This is a genomic window from Streptomyces sp. ACA25, assembly GCF_028200735.1.
In the GTDB taxonomy this organism is placed as follows: domain Bacteria; phylum Actinomycetota; class Actinomycetes; order Streptomycetales; family Streptomycetaceae; genus Streptomyces.
This window is the reverse complement of record NZ_JAQKPV010000008.1, coordinates 100,006-120,919: the sequence shown is the minus strand read 5'-3', so window position 1 is coordinate 120,919 and position 20,914 is coordinate 100,006. Positions and strand designations below refer to the sequence as shown.

Here is a 20,914-nt window from a genome sequence, read left to right as displayed (position 1 = left end):
CGCTGGGAGGAGGTGCGCCCACGGCGCTGCGCAGGATCACCGGCGGACCCCTCTGCGGAGTTTCAGCAGCCCGCCGACGACGCCGCCGGCCCGGTCCAGACGGGCGTACACGTCGGTCAGCGCGGCGTGCCAGGGCCCGTCCGCATAGGTGGGGTAGGGGTGGACGGTGCGGGCGTACGCGGAGGGGGTCCAGCCCCGGCGCACCGCCGCCGCCAGATGGGCGATGGTCTCCCCGGCCCTCGGTGAGACGACCGTGGCCCCGACGATCCTGCCGCGCGGGCCCAGCACCAGGGTGGTGAAGCCCTCGGTGCGGCCGTCGGAAACCGCCCGGTCGATCCGGTCGTTGTGCAGCGTGTGGACGCGCACGGCATCGCCGAACCTCTCGCGCGCCTCCCCGGCGGTGAGGCCGACGCCGGCGATCTCGGGATCGGTGTACGTCACCCGGGGCACCGCACCGTAGTCGAGGGGGCGGCGCACACCGAGGAGCGCGTCGGCGGCCGCTGCCGCACCCTGCACACCGCCCAGGTGGGTGAATGCCGAACGGCCAGTGACGTCGCCGGCGGCGTAGATCCGGTGGTTGGTGGTGCGCAGCCGGCGGTCGGTGCGGACGTGACCGGCCTCGGCCCGCTCCACCCCGGCTGCCTCCAGGCCGAGCCCCGCGGTGTTGGCCCGGCGGCCCGTGACCACCAGCAGCGCGTCGTAGGGGAGGAGGCCACCGGGACCGTGCACGGCACCGGCGTCGACGCTTCCGGGACGGTAACCCGTCAGCACGGTGAGGCCCTCGGCCTCCAGACGGCCCTGGAGCACCTGGGAGGCGCGCGGTTCCTCCCGGGGCACCAGACGGTCCGCCGCCTCCACGAGCGTGACCCGCGAGCCCAGCCGGGAGAACGCCTGGCCAAGCTCGCAGCCGAGGGGACCGCCACCCAGCACCACCAGCCGACGGGGGAGCTCGGACAGCTCCCAGACGGTGTCACTGGTCAGCGGGGCGGCCTCGGCAAGGCCGGGTACCGGCACCAGGGCCGGAGAGGAGCCGGTGGCGATCACCGCATACCGGAAGGAGATCTCCCGCCCGTCCGCGGTCAGGGTTCTCCGGCCGGTGAAGGACGCCGCGCCGTGTGCGACGTCGACCCCGAACGGGGCGAGGGCCTCGGCCGAGTCGTGCGGCTCGATCGCGCCGATCGCCCGCTTCACCTCGCCCATGAGCGCCGTGAGTTCGGCGCCGCCCGGCACCGGCGGCAGCCCGTATGCCTCGGCACGGCGGGCCGCCTGGACGTCGGCCGCCACGTGCAGCAGCGCTTTGCTCGGCACACACCCGGTCCACAGGCAGTCGCCGCCCAGCCGCTCCCGCTCGACGAGCAGCGTGCGGGCGCCGAAGCGCCCGGCGGTGCGGGCCGCGGTCAGACCGGCGCTGCCGCCACCGATCACCACCAGATCGTACGTAACCATGCTGGGGTCTCCTCCTGTTCGGCGCGTGCTCGTCGTGGGGCGAAAGCGCGGGTGTGGGTGTGGGTGTGGGTGTGGGACGTGAGGGGAACCCGGCGGCACAACCGGAGCCTTCCCTCCTGCCGCCACACGATCACGGACAGGGAGGCCCGCCGCCGCGATCCGTCCGCGTCCGGCGCGTCCGGCGTGTCCGGCGTGTCCGACACGGAATGCGGAACGGCCCCGGCAGGGTTCCCGACGGCAGGGGAGTCGGCTGAGCGGCCCGCACGGGCCGGAGGAGAGGCGAGGGCCGGATGGACGAACCGGACTGGCGGCGCTTCGTCGCCGCCTACCACGACGCCCATCCCGGCATCACCGAACAGCTATTCGCCCTGGCCGACACCTCCCCGTACGCCTGGCTGGCCGGACCGCTGCGCGGCACCCGCGGCCCGGTCCTCGACCTGGCCTGCGGGTCCGCACCCACCCGCGAGGTGCTCCCGGACGCCGACTGGGTAGGGACGGACCTGTCGGCGGCGGAACTCGCCGAAGCGGCACGCCGGGGCCGCGGTCCGCTCGTCCGCGCCCGCGCCGACGCGCTCCCGGCCGCCTCCGCGAGCGTCAGCGCGGTCTGCGCGGCCATGTGCCTGCCGGTCGTCACCCCCCTGCCGCAGGTCCTCGGGGAGATCCGGCGCGTGCTGCGCCCCGGAGGGACGCTCGCCGCGCTGGTGCCCTCCCGGAGCGGGCTGTCCCCGTCCGGCGTGCTCGGCTGGTTCCGGGTGATGACGGCGCTGCGCGCGGTGCGCCAGCCGTGGCCCAACCCGCAGGCCCGCGACGGACTGGCGTCCCTGCTGCGAACGGCGGGGTTCCGCGTGCTCTCCGACGAGCGACGCGTCTTCACCCTCGCGATCGACTCGGCCGACACGGCGGCCCTCCTGGCAGACGCCCTGTATCTGCCTGGACTGACTCCACGCCGCGCCGCAGCCGCCAAGCGGTCCCTGGCCCGGTGGGCGGTCCCGGGCCGGCACCTCGAACTGCCGCTGCGCCGCGTGGTGGCCGATCTCCCGTCCGGACCACCGTCACAGGAGCCGGCATGAGCGGTGCAGCCGTGCGGGTCGGCTCGTGGGCGGCACGGCTGGCCCGCTCCCCGGAGCGGTGAGGTCAGCGCAGCTGCCGGTAGCCGGTGAGGACCCGGGATGCCGCGGTGACGCCGACGGCCGCGGCCCACACCCAGGCGATGGTGTGGGCGAAGCCGGGCAGCAGGCACCACAGGGTGTGAACGGCGATGGTTTCGGTGCCGCCGGCCAGGCCGCCGAGGAAGTTCAGCGAGCGGCCTTGCGACAGGCGGTCGTCGGCGCGCCGCCGCCCGGTGCGCTCGGCGAGGGAGGAGAAGGCCAGGAAGACCGTGCCGTTGACGTAATAGGTGAGCAGAACGAAGAGGAACGGAAGCGCGGGCCCGCCCACGCCGACGGCGACGCCGACGACGAAGGTCCCGTAGACGAGGAAGTCCGCGCTGATGTCGAGGAAGCCGCCCGCACCACTGGCGTCGGCCGTGCCCCGGCGGCGGGCGAGAGGCCCGTCCAGACCGTCGGCCAGCCGGGACAGCAACCACAGCGCCGCGGCGGCCGGCCACCAGCCGACCGCCGCGGCGCAGGCCGAAATAAGGCCTGTCAGCAGGCCGAGCGCGGTCAGCCGGCCGGGCGTGACGGCGGGGTGGTCCAGCATCGCGGCGGCCCGGTCCAACGGCCCGCTCAGTACCGCTCTCGCCCGCGTGTCCAGCATCGTCCGGCTCCTCCCGTCGTCCCGGCACCTCGCCGTCGGACGCACCCGGCACCCTGCCATTGGACGTGGAGGGAAGTCCGTGAACACCCGGCACGGTTATCCCTCCGGCTCCACGGACCGCGACCCCGGAACGCCTCGGCGGCCCGGTCAGGGCTTCGGCGTAGTCGGCTGACATCCGTTTGCTGACGTCTCGTCGGGTTGGGCGGAGCCTGGTACGAAGCAGGCACAGACGTCCGTGATCGTGGAGTTCTCTACGCTCTGTGTTCCTGGGAAGTCCGTGCCTGCCGACGTATCATCTCTGATCTCGCCCGCGTTTGACCAGCTCAGACCGCATCCCCAAGCCCTGGAGCGCGAGGTGCCCGGCCTGCTGGAGCGCCTGGCAGCGGTGCCGGACCCGCGTGATCCACGAGGAGTGCGCCACTCGCTCGTGGCGGTGCTCGCGCTGACCGCGTGCGCGGTGCTGCCCGGTGCGAAGTCGCTTCTCGCGGTAGGTGAATGGGTGGCCGACGCTCCACCCGCCGTGCTCGAACGACTCGGTTCCAGGCAGTTGAATAAGTGGTCCCCGCGTTCCGGCAGACACGCGCAGCCGGTGCCGAACCGTCACCGGAAGCCCTGGTGGCGACGCTGACGTCAAGCCGTCGCTGAAAATCTGCCGGAGGTGGCTTCCCGCCACCTCCGGCAGGCGAAGGTAGGAGTTAAGTACTGAAATGGATGGCATGAGATGAACAACAAGAATTCTCTGGTCATTTTTTGGCTCGGTGTTTTCGTGCTCTTGATCGGGATTATTGCATCAGCCCTGTGGGGTGCTGGCGATGGCCAGCGGCTCTTCTTCCTTTCGGCACTCATTCTTGTTCTTTCACGCTTTGTGGAATCCGTCGATCGACGGCGCGCCTCCAGGCGGCACCCAGCCTCACGTAATCAACGACCTGAGTAACGAGCTCGTGCACGGTTGGTGGTGGGGGGCAAGCTTCTGAGCGGCGATCATGGTCGGGTGGTGGGGAACGCGTCTCGTGCAGCGATCATCAGCGACCGGAGGATCACGGGCCTGTCGGCTGAGGTGATCGCTGAATTGGTCGCCGAGGTAGGTCCGTTGTGGCATGAGCGGCACCATGCCAGGCTTGCGTCCAGGCCGCGGAAGCGGGCGGTGGGCGCCGGTGCGAAGCACCGGTTGGTCTTCGTCGTCCTGGCCACGCTCGTCCACCTCCGTCACGCCACCACGCACGACGTGTTGGCCTGCTGGTTCGGGGTGGACCGCTCCACCATCACCCGCGCCGTCGGCGAAGTGCGGCCCCTGCTCGCCGAGCGAGGCTGCACCATCGCCCCCGGCGTGCGGCTGCGGACTCTCGCCGAGGTCATCGACCGTCTCGGCGCCAGCGGACAGTCGGGCATCATCGACGGCACCGAGATCCGTGTCCGGCGCCCGGCCGCCGGACGAAGGGACCGGGACAAGTTCATCTCCGGCAAGAGCAAGCAGAACGCCGTCAAGACCATGATCGTCACTGACGGGGACGGCCGGGTGCTGTTCTGCAGCCGACCCACGCCCGCCAGCTGGGGCTGGTCGAGCTTCTGGCCGACGGGCCGGCCGTGGAGATCCTCGCCGACGCCGGATACCAGGGACTGGGCGCACAGACCAGCGGACGCGTGACCACACCACCGCACCGGAAGTTCAAGAAGAACGCTCCCGAGTGGTACGAGGAGATGTATGAGCGGCAGCGCACGGCGCACTCCTCGCGGCGCATCCGCGTCGAGCACGGCATCGCCCACCTGAAGAACTGGCGGGCTCTGGCCCGCCATCTCGGACGCCGCGAGCACATCAGCGACACCGTCCGGGCCGTGGCCAGCGTCTTCTCGCATCAGCAGACCGCAGACCTGACGCCGACACGACAGAGGTGAACACCGAGCCTCACCGAGTCCTCGACGCCTCACCACCAACCGTGCACGAGCTCGTTAGTGCCGACCCGACGCTGAGCACTGTGGGCAGCTTCTGAGCTCGTTTTCCCACGGCCGGGGGACCCCCTTTTTTAGGCGGGTCACCCCGGTCAGCTATCGGAGGTCGACAGATGCGTTATCGGAACAGAGTGGCGTACGCCCTGTCATGGCTGGGCGCCGTCGCCCAGCCCTTCATATGGGGGTACATCCTCCTCAGTGACGAATTTCCCGGCGGACTGTCGGACACGGTCACAGTGGTCTCAGTGGCTTGCTTGGTGACGGGAGTCTTTCTCAGGCTGGCCGGTCTCAGGGTCATATGCAAGCAAGGCTTGCTATACGTCCATAATCCGATCTTTTCTTACCGTGCACCGCTCCATCAAGTGACTTTCGTGCCCCGTGACGGCGGGATAGCATTGGACATGCCAGGTATCGGCGCAATCGTGCCCTGGGCCATGGCAAAGTCCCTGTTCGACGGCCGGCGCGCACGCGCCGCCCGACGCCATCTGAGAGAGCGCCTGGCCGAGCACAAGCGCCAGGCAGCCGAATCCCACACCCCCGTAGCCACAGAGGGAACCACAGCAGAACAGACATCCCGCCGGTGGGTGAGACTGAGCCTCGCCGACGCTCTGTTGCTCCCGTTCCCGATCGCCCTCGCCCGGGAGCTGATAGCCGAATACGGCTTCGCCTGACCTCCGTATTCACAGGCGGGGTCGGCCTGGTGGGCGTCGAGGCTGGTGACGGCGTAGACCGTCTCGCGGGTTTCGCGTCGGCCGGTCTGCTTGCGGCGGCGGTGGACGCGGACGGCCAGACGGGCGTGAGGGAAGGCGATCCCGCCGAGTTCGTCCGCGATGCCGCGGGTCTTGACGGAGCGGGACTCACGGCGGCCGTGTCCGGTGGAGGCCGTGGTGTGCTGGACCGGGATGTCCCGGCAGGGCAGGGTCGCGAACTGACGGTGTGCGGTCGGCTTCCGCAACATTGCAACGGGTGTGGCCGTAGGCGGCATATGTTTCGCTACTGCGGGTGTGGGATGCGCGCTCGTAGCGGGTGCCGTGGTCGGAGCAGGGCTCGGTATGCTGAACTACCGTGTTAACCAGAGGAATCGAACACGGAGAGGCTATGTGCAAGCCGGTGCTTGGGGAGCCCTTTCCGGCCTGAAAGTGGGAGCCATCGGACACGCTCGTGCCCGAATCCCACAGCCTTCAAGTCCGCAGGGGATACAGGCGGTTCAAGGGAGGGCGCCCCATAGGCCGTCTCGCCAGACAGCCCAAGGCGAGATCGTACGTGGGTGGCGCGTCTCTGGCATTGCAGATGGTTCGTTCACCGCCGATACTATGGAAGGTGGCGTTAGTTTTTTCTGATCAAGGCTGGCGCATCCTTAGTGAAGGATGCGCCAGCCTTGGCTTTCTTGGCGTGAAAGGTGCAAGTGGTGGGTAAGCGGAAGTCGGCTCGGATTGTTTTCCTCTCTCTTGCGCTCGTAGGCGGAGGAGCTGTTGTTATGGGCTTGATTCAAGACTATGCTCCGCCATGGCTTTTTGCCCTGTCTGTAGCGCTGTTGCTCCCGGCTTTGTGGGTCAGCTACCGGAAGGCCTGGGTGGATGACCTCGGTGATTTCGGCACTCCCGCCGAGGAGATTTTGACGGATTCCGAACGTTATCGTCATGCGGTTGAGCTTGGAAAGTTGACCTCCCTGCTGCGTGATCCCGGTTTCCGGGAGGGAAGATTCAGCTTGGGATATTGTAAAGCTGACGTGGATGCCTTTCTTGATCGAGTTCTCGGCTACCTGGAGCGGGGTACTCCGCCGACTTCGGTCTACTGGATCACTGGCAAGCAATTTCTGTGGTCGGGGTGGCAGCCTGGTTACCGACATGAGGATGTGGACCAGCTTCTGGCGAATGTGGGCCGACGGGTAGAGTGGATTATCGAGCAGAGGGAAGGGTGAAGGTGGCCACGAAGACCGGCAAGTGAAGAGCTGGGTCGAGCGCGCTGAGAGCTATCCAGGTCCGGATTGTCGCGGTGTGCGACGCGATGCAACACGCTGTCCCCGGGGCTAATGGAAAGTGGAAATTGCCTTCCGTGTCAAGCATCACGCCAGGGCGTTTATTGTCACCGTATTTACTGAGGTTTTCTCGTGCGCCCAGCAGAACAGGAGGTTGTGAAGGCGGGCAGGGCTCCGTCGTTCTCGCCGTTGGTCCGGTGTAGCCGGTTTGGGGTCTGATACCCCGGCTCGGTGGTGATGTGGCGGTTCGGCAGGTACCTGGGCCGGCCACGCTTGCGGCAGGTCGACCACCCCTTCTCGTATGCCGCACTGCCGCCGCACCGGAACTGGCCGTCCAGCTCCACCACCGTGCACTCCAGCCCGTGCTCGGCCGCGGCCCGCCGGATCTCCTCCTCGGTACCCATCTCACCGGGCCGCACCCACTTGGTGCTGGCCGAGCAGGAACACCGGCACCCGGCCGGCGTCGATCAGCGCTTGCCGTCGTTGTTCGTCAACGTCGTCCAGCCGACCGACGACGGTCATGTGCTGGTGGTGCGGATGTCGCCGTTCATGGCCACTCCGGGTGGCTGGCAGTTGACGGGGGGTTCGGTGGAGCCGCCCCGAGACGGCGAGGCTCTGGATGAGGCTGCGCTAAGCGGCCAGGCTGCGCGGGAGCTGGTTGGAGATGGGTATCGATACGGCTGCCCCCGACGCTTTGCGGCTGGGCGCCCTTACTTGCACAGAGAACAGAAGCGTCGGTCTGACCTACCTCGCCCCGGCCCTGCCGGAGTCGGAGCCGCGTGACCGCTTCGCCGTTGTGGCGAGGGCGGAGCACGCCCAGGGCCGTGAAACCCGAACTCGAGTGGAGGAAAGCCCGCGAGCACCCGGCGGTGTTCCCTCCGGTTCCACGGATCGCATCGGTTGCCGGGATGTCTCAGCGGCCCGTTGGGTCGCGTGGTGCCGCCCCCGCCCCCGCTCCCCCGGGTCACGGGTTGTGGGTGACCTGGAAGCGTTTGGGTTCGGCCAGTGCGGCGCGTGCGCCGTCGAAGTCGGCGAGCCGTGCCGCCACGGTGGCCATGGCCAGCCGCAGGGGCAGGGCGGCGGAGAACTTCAGCCCCCGCACCGCCCGTTCGTCCACCTGGGGAAGGACGAGGGCCGGACTGGCTTCTGCGGCTTTGAGCGCCGCCTGCCACATGTCCGGTGTCAGGTCCTCCCGCAGGCGTACCCAGCAGTCCGTCGGCCGCTGGACCGGGTCGGTGACGGCCGACAGCGTCGCGCCCAGTGTGGCGTTGGCCCGGTAACCCGCCCAGGTCCACCAGCGCACGTCGTTGCCCTGCCGGGTCACCAGGGTGCTGCCGGGGTGGACGAGCTGCGGTCCGTGGTCCGCACGCCATGCGCGGAGGCAGACCTCGGCTCGCCGGCTCACGGAGACGGCCGGGTCGGCGCCCAGGAGGACGTCCCGCATCGCCCGGGTCAGGGCGTACGACAGCCCGGAGGGTGTTCCGCCCGACCACTTGGCGATGCCACCGCTGTCCACCGGCTCGACGAAGACCCGTTTGCGTCCCCAGTCGATGTATGTCACCTGCCAGCTGCGTCCGGCGAGCAGTAGGCGACGGGGGCCCGGCCGTTCCTCGGTGAGTACGGCGGGGTCCATGCGGCCGATCTCAGTTCGCCCGGAGAGCACGGTGAACTGCGGGGGCGCGGTGAACGACGCGGTCAGCTCGATGAAGTGCCGCCGCCCGAAAAGGCGTTCGGCCTCCGGACCGATGAACAGCATGCCCTGGTCGCTGTCGAGGAAGCCCTCTTCGGTCAGGTGGCGAAGGATGGGCGCGGCCGAGCGGTCGAAGGGGGCCAGGCCGTTCCACTGCTCGGGCCACCGGCCGTCACCCAGCCGGTGCTCCTGGAGAGTCAGGGACAGGAGTTGCTGGGCGACGAGGTGGCGCGGTTCAGGTGGTGGGACGACGGGTTCGACCCAGCCGCGGCCCCAGAGCACCAGCAGCGCCGCCGCCTGGAGCAGCGCGTCCTTGTCGGTGGTGAGGAAGAGGCAGTTGCGGGTGCTGCCCGGCCGGCGGCCGGTGCGGCCGATGCGCTGGAGGAACGAGGCGACGGTGGCCGGTGAGTCGATCTGGATGACCCGGTCCAGGTCTCCGACGTCGATGCCCAGCTCCAGAGTGGAGGTGGCCACGATGACGCAGTCGCGCCCCTCGGCGAACGCCTGCTCCGACCTGGCCCGCTCGGCGGCAGCGAGCGAGGCGTGCGACAGGAAGACCGTGACCTCGCGGGCCCGCAGCGCCGCGCCGAGCTCCTCGACCTGCCGCCGGGAGTCGCAGAACACCAGCCGCTTCTCCCCCCGGTGGAGGGCGGCGATGACTTTGGCGGCGTTGGCGAGAGAGCCCACGTAGTCGAGGTCGATGTCTCCGGGCGGCGGCCCGGCGGTGTCGGTCCGACGACGCGTCCCGTCGGACGGAGCGGCCGGTGGGCGCACGAGCTCCGGTGCGACGATGCGGCCCGGGCGGCTCCCGGCTCCCGACCCCTGGAGCCAGGTGAGCAGTTGCTCCGGGTTGCCGACGGTGGCGGAGAGCCCGACGCGTTGAAGGGGACGCCCGGTCACCTGCTGCAGGCGTTCGAGGATTGCCAGGAGATGCCACCCGCGGTCGTCGCCGGCGAAGGCGTGCACCTCGTCGATGATGACGGCCCTGACGCCGCCCAGCAGGTGGGCGTGGTCCGTCTTCACCCCGATCAGCATCGCTTCCAGTGACTCCGGTGTCGTCAGGAGAGTGTCGGGCCGGTCGGTGCGGATGCGCTGACGCGCCGACTGGCCGGTGTCCCCGTGCCACAGGGCCGCGCGGCGTCCCAGCCACTGCGCGTACCCGTCGACGCGGGTGACCAGGTTGTTGAGCAGCGCCTTGAGCGGGCACAGGTAGAGGACCGAGGTGCCGGTCCAGGCTTGCGTGGACATGGCGGAGAGGATCGGCAGGCAGGCGGCCTCGGTCTTGCCGCTGGCAGTCGGGGCCAGCAGAACGGTGTCGTGACCGTCCATCACCGGGTCGATCGCCGCGCGTTGCAGGGGACGCAGATCGGGCCAGCCGAGGGTGTTCACCACGTGGTGCAGGACGACCGGGTCGAGCCGGTCGACCGGGTCGGCGGCCCGCGCCATCACAGTTCCAGGTCGACGTCGTCGGCCGACGGCGCCCCGGCCAGGTTCCGTTCGATGTCGGTGAGCTCTCCGCTGCGCACCGTCAGCCGGTAGTGCTGCCGGGGGTCGAAGTCCTCGAACTGGTCGATGCGGTCGAGGACATCGCCGACCAGCTTTTTCAGGAAAAGCCGGGGCGCCACGCCGACCTTCCCACCGAGTGCTCCGCCCACCGCACCGGCGAGGTCGGCGACGTAGGCGTCGTCGGCCAGCGCCTTGATCCGGTCGGGAGCTTCGGCCCCGGACGCGTACAGGTCGCGAATCGTCCTGCCCAGGCTGGTCAGGGACTCCTGGGTGAAGCCGGGCAGGCGCACCTGCACCGCACGCGGGTTGTCGAAGCGGGGGTCGGTGGTGAAGTCGGTGGCGAGCCGCTGGGCCAGCGGGGCGAGCCGCTGCACCCCCTGCTGCCCGTCGTAGAACGCCGGTGTGCCGGTGATGACGAGGTAGAGGCCGGGGAACCGGCCGGAGTGCACCTCGTCGATGAGCTGCCGCAGCGCGTTGAGCGCCTTGTCGCGGGCGTCCGAGCGCACCCGCTGCAGGGTCTCCACCTCGTCGAGGACGACGAACAGCCCTCGGTGCCCGGAGTCCCGCAGGACGGTCAGCAGCCCCTGGAGGAAGCCAAGTGCGCCGAAGTGGTCGAGGTCGCCGCGCACTCCGGCGGCCCGCCGGGCCGCCGCCGCCACGTGGGGCTGGCCGCCGAGCCAGGCGAGGACGGCGGCGGCCGTGGGCTCGTCACCGGCGGCGAGCGCGGAGCGGTATCCGCGCAGCGCGGTAGCGAAGGACGGGGCCTGCCGCGACACCTCGCTCAGGCGGGCGGCGAGCAGTTCCTCCACCGCGCCGCTCAGGTCGCTCTCGTCCGCGCCGGCCGCGAGCGCGTCCTCCTCCAGCGCGTAGAACCAGGCGTCGACGACGGGACGCAGGGCGCTCGGTGGGAAGCTGGCGGTGGACAGCCGCTCGGTGAGACGCCGGTAGACGGTCTCCAGCTTGTGCAGCGGGGTTTCGGTCTCGGCGATCTGTATCTCCGCCACGGCGAAGTTGCGCTGCTTGGCACGTTCGCCGAGCCAGCGGGTGAAGAACGTCTTGCCGGAGCCGTATTCGCCCCGTACCGCTTTGAAGACCGAGGCACCGGAGGCGACCGCGTCCAACTCCGCGTCGAGGGCGGACTCGAAACGGCCGAGTCCGGTGGCGAGGAGATCCAGGCCGCTCTCGGGCACAGCCCCGCGCCGCAGCGCGTCGATGGCGGTGCGCCGCCGGGCGGCGGACACGACGGCGGGGCGAGGATCGGTCACCCGCGCAGTGTCCCATCCGTCTCGTCGTCAGCGAGGTCGGGGAGTCCGAGGTCGGGCAGCACGAGGTCACCGATGGGGTCGGTGGGGTAAGGAGGGACGTCCTCGTCAGCGATCGGTACGACGCGGGCGACAGCGACGCCGTTCTTGGTGACGGTGACAGTTTCGCCACGTGCGGCAGCGGCAAGCATCTCGGAGGATTTCTGATGGAAATCGCGGGCAGTGGTCTCCCAGTAGTACATGTTGCTATCCGAGCTGGGTCCCACGCCTCCGCGCGGATGTCCGGCCAGTGGTGGACGCACCCTCGGTGCGTATTCTCGCTGCTCAGGGGCGCTTCCTCGGGTGGCGTCCCGCCACGCCTGATCATGACTCACGGCTGCCGGGACAGGTCGAACTGCACGCGCAGCAGGGGGAGATCGAGCCGGACGGTGCGGCCGTCCGGCAGGGTTTCGAGCACCTGGACGCCGTCGTAGTTGAGGAGCTGGCGGAGGATCGCGGCGAAGCCGTCGGCGCGGGTCACCGGGTAGGAGACCCGCTGGGCGAGCGCGGTCACCGGGAGGGTGCCCCCGGCGTCGAGCAGGGCCAGGACGGCTCGCCGCACCTTGTCCATGGGTGGCTTGCGGGCGAGCAGGCCGATCTGGCCCTGGAACGGCTCCGAGGTCAGGAGCGCCTCGACCAGGGCGTCGTCCGGGTCCACCGGGGCAGCGCTGACGAGGGTTCCCTCGTGGTCGCCGGAGGGAACCAGCGCGACGTCGAACAGCGACTGGTGGGTGCTGGCCAGCCGGTCCTGTTCCTTCGTCGGTTTCCGCCGGGCCGGCCGGCCCGGCGCCGCGGCCGGCAGGGGCGCGGCGGTGGTGGTGGCGGTCACGGCTCCGGTGGGACGGGCCGACGGCTCGGCGAGCAGCCACCAGGCCGGCCGCTGGTCGCCCAGCTCCCGCCAGGCCGGGGGAGGGGTTGCCCCGAACGGCAGGAAGGCCAGGACCGGGATGCTGACTTCCGCGAGTGACGCCCCGCCGTGGTAGCCGGCCCTGCGGGCGGTGTACCGGGAGTCGGCGTCCCACAACGCGACGATCGAAGCGCCCGGTTCGGGAGCGACGACCCGTGGGCCGCGCAGCATGACCTCCGCCGGGCCCACCGGCCCTCTCGGCTCGCGGTGGCGGACGGACAGCGGCGCGTCGGCCTCCACCGCGGTGCCGTGCCGGTCGACGACGTGCCCGTGGTCGCTGGTGAGCACCACGGCCATGCCCTGGGCGGCGGCGACCCGCAGGAGGTCCAGCAGCGCCGGGATGTGGCCGGCCTGCCAGCTGCCGTCCCCGAGTTTCTGCTCCTTGGCGAGCCGGTCGTCGATGGCGTTGAGTACGACCGCCACCTGAGTGCGGCCGTCCATGAGTGCCTCGGTCAGGGCGGGGCCGAAGGTCTCCCCGGCGCTGTCCGCCCGCAGGTCGTCCTTGTGGAAGATCGCGGCGGGTGCCCCGCCCCACAGCGGAAGGCCGGGGAACAGCCGGGCCTCGTCCTGCTGGGAGCCGTGCCGCAGCGTGCCGGTGAGCAGCGCGGTGCGGGACACCGCGGTTAGCGTCGGCAGTGCGGCGGCCATGGCGCGCCGCCGCGGAGCTCCTTCGTCCACCGGATCGAACTCGGCCCATGCCGCCCGCAGTTCCTCGCCCAGCTCGGTGGCGATGGCCGCGCTCATACCGTCCAGGACGAGGAGCAGGACACGCCGGCCCTCCGCGCCCCGGACGACGGGTCTCACGACCCGTTCCAGGAACGTCTCCACCGTCAGCATGCTGCCGGGGTCGGTTCCTGCCGCGGTCCAGGTGGCCAGGGTGCGGGCGAAGCAGCGGTCGATCTCGTGGCGGCGCGCGCGGACCCGCGCGGTCAGCGTGTCGTAGGCGGCACCCAGCGCCGGGTCCGTGTCTCCGCCCGCCTCGATGTGTTCCAGGGCGTGGTCGACCCAGCCGGTCTCGGTCAGGTGCCGGTCGACTGCGGCGGCCACCGTGGGCGCTTCGACGGCCGGTTCGCCGGCGAGCCACTGGATGAGCCGCGCCCCCATGCGGGTCCGCTCGATACGCGCCCGCGCGTCGGGTTCCTGTGCGCGCCGGTGCTTGCCCAGGGCACGGATCGCCTCGCGGAGCGGCCCCGGTTCGCCGGCCGTGAGTGCCCGGCCGACGGCGGTGAACCGGGCGTCGAGTCCGGCCTTCAGGACCGGGCTCGCCTGCGCGGCGCTCTCCGCGCCGAGCCGGCGGGCCAGCTCCGAGGCCTGTTTCAGGACGGTGTCGCTGATCCGCCGGGCTTCGCGGGCGTCGTCGGTGCTTTCGCCGCCGTTCCGGGACGCGGTGGCGAGCAGCCCGCCGACGTACTCCTCCGCGGCCCGTCCGAAGGCGGTGGCCAGGGCGTCGAGCCGCTCGCCCGCCGCCGGGGGCGGTTCCCCGAACCAGCGTTCGGCCCGGCCGCGGGCCGTGTACGTCGCGGCGTCCGGTTCGTCGTGGCACCACAGGGCGGCGCACACCAGCCCGAAGGCCACCGCTTCGGGGCCGTGGTCGGCTTCGACGAGGGCGAGGAGGGCGCCTCCGGCGAGCCCTGCCTGGTCCTCCTCGCCGAGGAACTCCATCAGCCCGGTGCGTTCGGGGCCGCGCAGTTCCAGCAGCCGCTCCGGGCTGCCCGGGGTCAGCGACCAGTGCAGCAGGGTGTGGGTGTCGAGGCTGTCGGCCGCCGTGGTGTGGTCCTGGCCGGCGGCCTCGTCCTCGTAGCGGCCGAGCCGCAGGCGCCGCAGGGCGAGTGCGGACAGCGCGGCGCGCCGGGACAGCATGCCGCCGCCCAGGCGCGGCCAGCGCTTCGGCGGCGCCGCGTCCAGCAGGGCCTCCGCCGCCCATTTCTCCTCGCGCAGCCGGGGGTCGATCTGGTGCGCCCCGAATGCCTCCTGCACGACCTCCCAGTTGTCCAGGGCGTCGACGCGCTGCTTGTGGGCGCGGGCCAGGATCGCCGGGTCCAGCTCGTTCTGTTCGCGGTCGGTGAGGACGACGAGGACCTGGGGTCCGGTGGCGTCGCCCGTGAAGTGCCCGAGCAGTAGCTCGTGCACGGCCAGCGGGGAGGGGGCCGCCGCCACGCGGGCCGACTGCCCGTCGCCCCACTCGGGCTCGGCCGGCCCGTCCCACTGCGGTGCGCAGCGCAGCAGCACGGCCCGCGGCTTGTCGCGGCCGGCGAGTGAGCCGGCGAGTGAGCTCTGCGCGGACAGGTACTGGGTGATGGTGGCGAGGCTCAGCCGCGCGGCGGACGGACCGCCCGTCGGTGTGCTCGTGCGCGTAGTCGGTGTGCTCATGCGCGCACGACCCGCCAGGTGATCTCGATGGTGGCGCCGGGCTCCCGGGCCGCCAGTTCGGCCAGCTCCTCGCGCAGCGCGGCTGCGGCACCGGCCGCGGTGGTGGTCCGGGTCCCTTCGCCGCGCCGTCCCTGCCCGGCGCCGGTGCCGGGGCCGGTGGGGGCGCCGGCGGGGGCCCGGGGGGCGTCCTGATCCGGGACGGGCGGGTGACTGGACCCGGTGTCGAGCGGCACGTCGTGGGAGCGGGGCGCCGGGGCCGCGGGGGGCGGTGGAGGGGACGTGGCACGGTTGCGTTTGACCAGCGCCAGGATGTCCTGCTGGGTACGGGTCAGCGCGGCCTTGAGGTCGTTGGTCCGCTGGTCGCTGCGCGCGGTGTTGCGCAGGGACTCCAGCAGCGCTTCCCCTTCCGGCCCTTCGGACGAGGCCAGGTCGAGGGTGGTCCAGGAGGTGGAGTCGAGGGCCTGCGCCACGGGCCGCGCCTGCGTGAGGGAGGTGCCGAACCGGTCCGCGCCGATCGTGCCGAAGTCGAAGTCCGCCAGGGCCTCGACGGTCCTCCTGGCTCCGGCGGCCCCCTGCCCGGCCGGGCGGGTGAGCGCGTCCAGCAGCTCGACGGCGCGCCGCGCGAGGGCAAGCCGCCCGGTCTCCCCGGTCTCGTCGAGCTGGAGGTACGCGGCGTGCCGTTCCAGCTGCGTCACCAGTTCGCGGGCGGCCTCCCGGTGGGCGTCCGCCTCCTGGGCGATCTGCCGGGCGAGCTGGTTGACCATGCGGCCGCGCCGCAGGCTCGGCGCGGGCTTGCCGAAGACGGTGGCGAACCGCTCCCGGGCCGCTTCCCATGCCTCCGCCGAGGGCAGCGGCTGGCTGCGCAGGGCGTCCTGGTCCTTGATGTCGTGGAGTGCGGGCGCCGGGTCGAGCGGGGTGCCCAGGCGCACCCACACCCGGTCGTCCATCTCGGCGTAGGCGGCCACGACGAGCCTGGTGAGGAACGCGGGCAGGCCGCGCGGTGCCGGCCGGTCCGTCCAGTCGGTGAGCGTGATGAGGCTGAGGTCGCCGGTCGCGCCCTCCTCGCGGGCGAGCTGCCGGAAGTGGTCCGCCCAGTAGTGGGACAGCTCGAAGTACGCCTCCTTCTGCTGTCCGAGTCGCAGCGGGCCGGCCACCCTTCGCATCAGGGCGCGGTCGGGGGCCGGGACCTCGGCGCGCCCGTCTCGCGCCTCGGCGGCGGCCCGCACGTGCGCGAACACCTTCTTCGCGTCGGCGGGCTTGACCACGGTGCCGGTGCTCTCGGGGTCCAGGTCGGGGTGGTCCGGGTACTGGCCGGCGAGCAGGCGGCCCGCGATGTGCCGGATGCCGTCGCGCAGCGACTGGCCGAAGGACAGCGTCAGGCCGTCCACTTCGCGCAGCGCCACCAGATGCTCGTCGAAGCCGAGCTCGACGTCGGTGGCCTTCTTGTCGGCGAGGCCGTAGGCCTGCTTGAAGGCGGCCTTGACGTTGGTGAGGAGGGTTTCGCGCTGGGTCTCCAGCAGGCCCTTGGCGCGGGCCCGGTTGTCGGGGCTGAGGTGGCCTGCGTACTGGGCGTCGAACCGCCGGCCGTCGGCGAGTGCCTTGTCGATGACGACGAGGCGGCGGAAGTCGGCGTACCGCCGGTGGGACAGGTGGGTGGGCAGCCAGGCGACGGTGCGGGACGGCTCGCCCTGTTCCGCACGGAGGTTCCGTATGCGGTTGGCGTCGTCGACGGGCCCGTACTCGCCCTCGTCGAAGGGCAGGTCGATCACCAGGCGCCAGCGACCGTCCTGCTGGGGTATGAGCTCGTGGTCGGGCAGGTCGTCGCGGTCCGCGACGTTGCCGAAGACCACCTCGACGCCGCGCTCGGTGCCCCGCCACACGAAGTCCAGCTCGTCGACCAGCTGCCCCTGCCGCACGCCGAGTTCCGTGACGAGGATGCGCTTGGCGAGGGCCTGGCGGTTACCGGGGTTGTCGTTGACGTTGGCGTTGGCGATGACGGAGTCCACGTCGACGCCGGACAGTTCGAGCCGGACCCCCGGGTTGGTGTCGGTGCCGGTCGGCTTGATCTCGGGGAAGCGGCCCGCCCACTCGGCGACCTTGTTCTTCAGGATGCCGTACTCCCGGCCCGGGATCGGCGCGACGACCGAGCCGTAGTTCAGCGCGGACAGCCGCCGGATCGTCAGGTCGGACAGCGCGGGGACGCTGGGGGCCAGCGCCGACAGCAGCAGGGTGCCGACGATCCGGTTGTCCCCGGTGAACTGCTTGATCCGGGTGCGCAGCGCCGGGTCGGTGACGCTGTCGGGGCGGTGGGTGTACTGCTCGATGTCCTCCTCCGACACCTGGTGCGTGGTGAGGAGGTACGGGCGCAGCTTCGTCCGGTACAGCTTGTCGGCCGCTTCGAAGACCACCTTCAGGCTGTCGGTGAACGGCTTGTCGCCGCCCGCGGTGATCAGCGGGTAGAGGTCGCCGACCGGGATGAGGTCACCCAGCCGCAGCTCGGCACGGTGGTTCGCCAGGAGCTGGCCCATCAGCTTCATGCCGGTGCGGTTGCGCTGGAGCGCGGAGGAGACGTGCACAAGGGTGTCCATGAACGCAGGCGAGAACGGGTAGGTCAGCCGGAAGCTCTCCTCGTCGGCGCCGGTGCCGTCCGCGCCCCGGTCCGAGCCCAGCAGGGTGTCCCACACCTCCTGGCGGACCTTGCGGGTCTTGTCGAACTCCGCGGCGATGAGCGCGGCGGCCTGCGCGTCCCTGGGCCGCAGCAGCCGGGCGTGCGCGACCTGGGGGAGGTTGCGGTCCTCCAGCGTGATCTTGTCGAACCGGCCGGAGGCCAGGTTGAGCGTGTCCTGGATGGACGCCTCCGCCGCTCCCGACACCTCCTCGCCGACCAGCTCGCGCAGGTCACGCTGGCGGGCGATGAAGGAGATCACCGGAACGGCCCGGCGGGAGTCGCCGCTCTCCACGAAGTTAGTGATCTTGCCCGCTTCCCGGGCCACGAACTTCTGGTCGTGGATGAGCGTGGCCAGCCACAGGATCAGCTCGTCCATGAAGAGGATCAGCCCGTCGTAGCCGAGCTCCTTGGCGTGCTCGGCCAGCACGGACAGCCCTGCGTCGAGGGAGACGAACCCGTGCTCGTCCTCCGTGGCGTTCTGCGCGAAGCCCGGCAGCAGGTGGGTGCTCGCGTCCTGGACGAGCCGGGCCCGCAGCTCGGCGGGGCTGGACGGGCTGACCAGGTTCAGCCGCCGGCCCTCCTCGTGCACCTCCTCGGCGGTCATGGCGGTGTCGAGCGACTCCGGGGTCCACCCGAACTCCTCACCCCATTCGTCCTCCTCGCCCCCGCCGCCGGCGTCCCCGCCCATCGGCGCCAGGCCGTCGATGACCGCCCGGTCACCCATGCGGGCCCGCATCGACCGGATGTCCGCGAACAGCGAGTCCGTCCGGTAGACCTGCGGGGTCGGCGCCTGCGGGTGCAGCTTCTTGACGTGGCTGACGTACCCGCCGAGGACCCGCTGCTCCAGGGATTTCGCCCCCAGCATGTGGTAGGGAACGAGCAGGAAGCGTTTCCCCTCGGTGCCGAGCCACGCGTGCGTGGTGAGCACCGGGTCGAGGTCCGTGCGCGCCCGGGCGGCGGGGCTGCCGCTGAGCAGAGCGTGCAGCACGGCCATGAAGTGCGACTTACCGGAACCGAACGAGCCGTGCAGGTAGGCCGCCTTCGACGTGTGCCCGTCGAGCGCGGCCCGGATCAGGCCCAGCGCCTCGTCGAAGTTCTCCAGCAGCCGCTCCGTGACCACATAGTCCCGTAACGCCCGCTCGGCCCCCTCGGGGGCCGTCGCCTCCGAGAGCTGGAGGACGAAGTCGGAGGTGGATATGGACTCCTTGATGTCGATGACATCGCGGAGCAGGGGTGGCTGCTGGGCCATGTACAAGTCTCGCTCTCCGGCGGGCGGTTGCGCGGGCTTGTCCGATCGTATGGCGTCGGCGCCACAGCACGTGACCGCTTTCGCGCACGCGGTACCGGCCGCCCCGCTACACGCCCGCGGGCACCTGCGCGCCGGTCCCCGGCCGGATCAGCGAACGCAGCATCTCCCGGGTCTCCGGGTCGGTCGAGTGCACGACCGTGCCCACCATGCCCCTGGTCAGCAGCACCTTGTAGGTGTTGCGGACCAGCCGGTCGACCTCGTCGTCCGGAGTGGCCTTCGAGAACGACGGGTCCTTCGACGCCGACCGGTCCACCACCCACCGGTCGGTCCGCCACACCAGGTCCGGGCCGATGATCACACCCGACCAGTCGTACTCGAAGCCCTGCGCGGTGTAGACGCAGCCGACCTGCCCGAAACCGGCCGGATCGGTCGCCCACAGCGGCGCGGGCGGCGCCCCGAGCACCGACCGGTCGCCGAACACGTTCCACGGCCGCTCCCAGTCACCGATGACGACATCGGCGGGCAGCGAAGCCATCTCCGGGGTGACCTTCTTGGTCCACGTCCAGCAGTAGCCGGCCGACATCCGGGCGCCGTAGCCCTCCGCGCGGCGCGAGACGAGGAAGTCCTCCAGCTCCTGCGGGCTTTCGGCGGCCATCAGCTCGAACTTCCCGTCCGGCTCCCATACGTGCGGAGTGCCGCCCTCCAGACCCAGCAGGTCGACCACCCACTTCTCGTACGCCGCACTGCCGCCGCACCGGAACTGGCCGTCCAGCTCCACCACCGTGCAGTCCAGCCCGTGCTCGGCCGCGGCCCGCCGGATCTCCTCCTCGGTACCCATCTCGCCGGGGCGCACCACCTGGTGCTGGTCGAGCAGGAACACCGGCACCCGGGCCGCGTCGATCAGCTCCGAGACCTGGGGGCGGTCGGTGCGCAGCTCCGCCTTGGTGTAGCGGTTGGCGGAGGTCCTGCGCAGACGGTGGGCCTCATCGCAGATCAGCACATCGATGTCGTTCGGCTCCGCCGCCATGAAGCTGTTGAAGTAGACGAACAGCCGCCGCACCTCGGGCCTCCTGCTCCCCGCGACCTTCCGCATCGTCTTGGTGAACGACGCGGACCCCGTCGCGTGCAGCGCGGGAACCCCGCGCCGGAACAACTCGCCCAGCAGCGACATCGCTACCACGCTCTTACCGGAACCCGGACCGCCCGTCACCACGATCACCTGCTTGGTGTTCGACCGCCTGGCCCGGCGCACGGCGGACATCACCTTCTCGTAGGCGACCCGCTGCTCGGCGATCAGCACGAACTGCTCACGGTCACCGATCTCGGCCGCCGCGACCGCCATCAGCTGCTTGGACGGCCGCACCTTGGCGTCGAGCAGGATGTCGGCGGCCCGCGCGCCGGGCTTCGGGGCGAGCCGCGAACGCAGAAAGTCCAGGAACGCTCCCCGCTGCGCCCCGGTGTACATGCGGCCGTACCCGTCCTCCGGCACCTCCCGCAGCCCGGCCACCCCGAACTCGGTCGCGTTGTGCAGGAACGCCACCCCGGCCAGAGACTGCGGCGCCCGCTCCAGCGCGCCGTTGAAGGACAGCAGGTACGCGCAGTAGCCCCGCACCTGCTCGATCGGGTTGAGCACGGGCTGCGCGTAGGTGCCGTTCCGGCACAGCAGCGGCTCGTCCTCCTCCGGGTACGCCTCGCTCCACTGCTTCAACTCCACGATGACGTACGAGGGCTCACCGGTGGTGGGGTGCACGCCGGCGAGCAGCGCGTCCGCCCGCCTGCTGGTCAGCGGCAGGCTGTACTCGATGAGCACCTCGACGTCGCCGAGCCCCGCTTCGACCAGCGCGTTGGTGAGCGCGGGGAGGCTGCGCTCCCAGGACCGCACTTCCGACGTTCCGGGCCGGCGGCCATGCTGATGAACGAAGTTCTCGGTCAGGTGCAGCGCCAGCGACCCTTCGAGGATGCGGGTGGCCACGGACGTCGCGGACTCACGGAACAGCAAGGGAAATGCCCCCAGGCAGCACGAAGAAGACTCGTGCGGGTGGGGGCATGTCCTCCGAGTGTCCGCGAACACGCGGACCAGGAAGCCCGTCGGGCCGC

General features: G+C 71.1%; 12 protein-coding genes and 2 pseudogenes. 5 read left to right on the top strand and 9 right to left on the bottom strand.

The genetic code is table 11. The features are described 5' to 3' along the window. Window positions 1–36: 36 nt before the first annotated feature. The gene (locus tag PJ985_RS14350; protein WP_271684130.1) at window positions 37–1,446 is read right to left on the bottom strand and encodes a dihydrolipoyl dehydrogenase family protein; all 1,410 of its coding nucleotides are present in this window, start codon (window positions 1,444–1,446) and stop codon (window positions 37–39) included. A gap of 290 nt (window positions 1,447–1,736) precedes the next feature. Here PJ985_RS14350 and PJ985_RS14345 point away from each other — a divergent pair, with 290 nt between their 5' ends. Next, window positions 1,737–2,516 carry a class I SAM-dependent methyltransferase gene (locus PJ985_RS14345; RefSeq protein WP_271684129.1) on the top strand — a complete coding sequence of 260 codons (780 nt, stop codon included), beginning with the start codon at window positions 1,737–1,739 and terminating at the stop codon, window positions 2,514–2,516. 64 nt (window positions 2,517–2,580) lie between these two features. Here the strand turns inward: PJ985_RS14345 and PJ985_RS14340 are convergent, their stop codons facing one another. After that, entirely contained in the window at window positions 2,581–3,201 is a 621-nt protein-coding gene (locus tag PJ985_RS14340) for a CDP-alcohol phosphatidyltransferase family protein (RefSeq protein ID WP_271684128.1), read from the bottom strand. 277 nt (window positions 3,202–3,478) lie between these two features. Here PJ985_RS14340 and PJ985_RS14335 point away from each other — a divergent pair, with 277 nt between their 5' ends. The 4 genes and pseudogenes from PJ985_RS14335 to PJ985_RS14320 all read left to right on the top strand — a co-directional run bounded on the left by PJ985_RS14335 (window position 3,479) and on the right by PJ985_RS14320 (window position 7,069). After that, window positions 3,479–3,829: a transposase family protein gene (locus PJ985_RS14335; RefSeq protein WP_271684127.1), complete on the top strand. Its 351-nt coding sequence runs from the start codon at window positions 3,479–3,481 to the stop codon at window positions 3,827–3,829. Between the two features lie 324 nt (window positions 3,830–4,153). After that, a pseudogene (locus PJ985_RS23480) lies at window positions 4,154–5,094 on the top strand (transposase family protein). 185 nt (window positions 5,095–5,279) lie between these two features. Continuing rightward, window positions 5,280–5,819, top strand: coding sequence for a hypothetical protein (locus PJ985_RS14325; RefSeq protein ID WP_271684126.1), 540 nt, complete (start codon window positions 5,280–5,282; stop codon window positions 5,817–5,819). 737 nt (window positions 5,820–6,556) lie between these two features. Continuing rightward, a complete protein-coding gene (locus tag PJ985_RS14320) occupies window positions 6,557–7,069 on the top strand; it encodes a hypothetical protein (protein WP_271684125.1) in 513 nt (170 codons plus the stop codon). A 356-nt stretch (window positions 7,070–7,425) separates the two neighbouring features. On the opposite strand, the pseudogene PJ985_RS23475 reads toward PJ985_RS14320, so the two are convergent. The 7 genes and pseudogenes from PJ985_RS23475 to PJ985_RS14285 form a co-directional block, all read right to left on the bottom strand. Continuing rightward, window positions 7,426–7,597, bottom strand: a pseudogene (locus PJ985_RS23475) (DNA/RNA helicase domain-containing protein); the annotation flags it as partial. Window positions 7,598–8,090: 493 nt separating this feature from the next. Beyond that, complete coding sequence (locus tag PJ985_RS14310) at window positions 8,091–10,262, bottom strand: DEAD/DEAH box helicase (RefSeq protein WP_271684124.1); 2,172 nt, start codon at window positions 10,260–10,262, stop codon at window positions 8,091–8,093. Beyond that, complete coding sequence (gene brxD, locus PJ985_RS14305; protein ID WP_271684123.1) at window positions 10,262–11,587, bottom strand: BREX system ATP-binding protein BrxD; 1,326 nt, start codon at window positions 11,585–11,587, stop codon at window positions 10,262–10,264. Before brxD ends, PJ985_RS14310 begins: the two co-directional genes overlap by 1 nt. Beyond that, complete coding sequence (locus tag PJ985_RS14300; RefSeq protein ID WP_271684122.1) at window positions 11,584–11,826, bottom strand: type II toxin-antitoxin system Phd/YefM family antitoxin; 243 nt, start codon at window positions 11,824–11,826, stop codon at window positions 11,584–11,586. The genes brxD and PJ985_RS14300 overlap by 4 nt, the downstream gene beginning before the upstream one ends. A gap of 128 nt (window positions 11,827–11,954) precedes the next feature. Continuing rightward, the gene (pglZ, locus tag PJ985_RS14295; protein WP_271684121.1) at window positions 11,955–14,900 is read right to left on the bottom strand and encodes a BREX-2 system phosphatase PglZ; all 2,946 of its coding nucleotides are present in this window, start codon (window positions 14,898–14,900) and stop codon (window positions 11,955–11,957) included. Further along, the gene (gene pglY, locus PJ985_RS14290) at window positions 14,897–18,817 is read right to left on the bottom strand and encodes a BREX-2 system ATPase PglY (RefSeq protein ID WP_271684120.1); all 3,921 of its coding nucleotides are present in this window, start codon (window positions 18,815–18,817) and stop codon (window positions 14,897–14,899) included. Before pglY ends, pglZ begins: the two co-directional genes overlap by 4 nt. A 106-nt stretch (window positions 18,818–18,923) precedes the next feature. Then, complete coding sequence (locus PJ985_RS14285) at window positions 18,924–20,816, bottom strand: DUF2075 domain-containing protein (protein WP_271684119.1); 1,893 nt, start codon at window positions 20,814–20,816, stop codon at window positions 18,924–18,926. Between the last annotated feature and the right edge of the window lie 98 nt (window positions 20,817–20,914).